Source organism: Pseudochelatococcus sp. B33 (assembly GCF_053570585.1).
Genome location: NZ_JBSEFH010000070.1, coordinates 1 through 1,856 on the forward strand (window position 1 = coordinate 1; position 1,856 = coordinate 1,856).

A 1,856-nucleotide genomic window follows, 5' to 3' on the forward strand; every position below is an offset into this window, starting at 1 on the left:
GTCGGCCCTTCGCCCGAGGGATTCTGGACATCCGCAATCCGCCCTTTTCGTCTCTGAACGACGAGCACCGTTTTAGCTCTTGTTCGCGACGCACATAGCCGCTTCACATCCTGTAGTCAGAGCAATCCGAAATTAATGGCGGCAGTTGCGGCAAGAAGGGGACCGTCCATCGCAGGGTCAGCAAGGGCCCGGTGGAAATCGGGAGTGGATGGCAAAGCGGTCTGCGCTCGTTCGAGTAGCGCACAGGCATCCGCATTGCCGCCCATTGATGATGGGTAAATCAACCCGTCGATATCGGGATAGGTTTCGTATATTGCTCTGCTCCAGCGCCGCGCCCGTGCCTTGCTTCCGCTTGCGATTGCTGACGAGGCGCCAACCCGTGTCGGCCACAATCCCCGTAGATCGAGAAGCTGGAGTGTCCGTGCGGTTCTGAAAACGACGAGCCACGGCGCTCTGTCTCGCGAGTCCACGATCCGCGTTTCCTGAAAGACCTCGGCAAGGCAGACGGCAAGCGCCCCGGGAGTTCCGGCGTCGGCAGCATAGAAGACGCCGCGCTCGCCAATCGAGGGCTTGCCATTTTTATCTGGCAGATGATGATCGAATCGCGACTGCGCAGGCCCCCAGAACCTGAATGAATTCCATTCCGTCGGATGGTCACCTCCCCGAAAAAATATCCGGGCCAGCGCGGTGTCCGCGCTCACTGGGACGAAATCGGGACTGATCTCGCGCACGAATGCGGGCGATGGCGGCTCGGGAAATTTCGGCATCAAATTCCGCGCGCTAGTTCCTTGACCGTCGTCGGATTGTTGCCGGCCAGAAGCCAGGTTACCGGGGTCATGGGTTCCCCCTTGTCATCTTCCAGATCGACCTGGGGGGTGGTGAAGAAGGCAGCGACCTGAACGGGTTCAAGCTCGCGGCGCATGGCCTTCATGATGACCCGAAGGCCGGGAAGCTCTCCCGTTTCGGTAAGCTGGAAAACGGGAATGCGGAGAGAGCGTCCATCCGGCCCATGAACCGCCAGCAACGATCCCTCCCCAATACGTTGCCGGAGGCGACCATCGGTTACTCGGAGCCGTCGCGCGGCATCGGCGAGCGGTAAGGCCGTGGCAACGAGTGCCGAGTGGTTGGCGGCAGTCTGGATCAACGGCGTTGCATCGGGCTGGTCGGCCTCGGGCGTGGCGCCAACGGATCTGAGAGCGTTCGCTTCCGTCTGCGACAACGGTTCGGATCGCGTGGAAAACCGGAACCGATTAGCGTGACGTCTCAGGAATGCGCTGGCGATCCGGGCAAATTCCTGTTCGCCGTTTCGGAGGGGCAGGACCGACAGCGCGTCCTTCAGCTCTGAAAATCCATTCTTTTCACGAACTGTTACCGGCATGCTGATGCTACCTTTTCCTGGAACCATGGGTATGGTGTCAGAGGCCTAATTTCTAACGAAACCATATTCCGTTAGGGTTCGTTAGTCAATCTCGTGAAATGATCGCCGGACGAATCACGACCGGCACGCGCCAGTTATTGCCACGACAAAAGCAGGCGCATTCAACGATAACGACCGTGAATGTTATCCTGCTAAATTCCGCTTGGAGGGTACCCCGACTTTGCCAGAGAGGCACTGATACTCATCATACTTCCGACCTTGTTGTCGATCTGAGGCATGTCAACCTTGGGCACGGAGCGTCGCGCAGATGCAGCGATACATCGTGCCATCCTGAGCAGCCAAGCATCGCTGGCGGCTCACTATGGATGTTTGCCAGCCTCTCGATTAGCGACCGTTTTGAGCTCCATGTCGATTACTAAAAGGCTCCAGCCCGCAGTTCCAAAAACTGCCGCTTCATCAGGCGCCTTCGATGGCCCCT

The 1,856-nt window shown here is 58.6% G+C and carries 2 protein-coding genes; both read right to left on the reverse strand.

Annotated elements, in window-relative coordinates; all coding sequences use genetic code 11:
* Positions 1 to 116: 116 nt before the first annotated feature.
* Positions 117 to 767: an RES family NAD+ phosphorylase gene (locus ACUSIJ_RS29545; protein ID WP_449311989.1), complete on the reverse strand. Its 651-nt coding sequence runs from the start codon at positions 765 to 767 to the stop codon at positions 117 to 119.
* The gene (locus ACUSIJ_RS29550; protein ID WP_449311990.1) at positions 767 to 1,378 is read right to left on the reverse strand and encodes a hypothetical protein; all 612 of its coding nucleotides are present in this window, start codon (positions 1,376 to 1,378) and stop codon (positions 767 to 769) included. The genes ACUSIJ_RS29545 and ACUSIJ_RS29550 overlap by 1 nt, the downstream gene beginning before the upstream one ends.
* Positions 1,379 to 1,856: the final 478 nt, after the last annotated feature.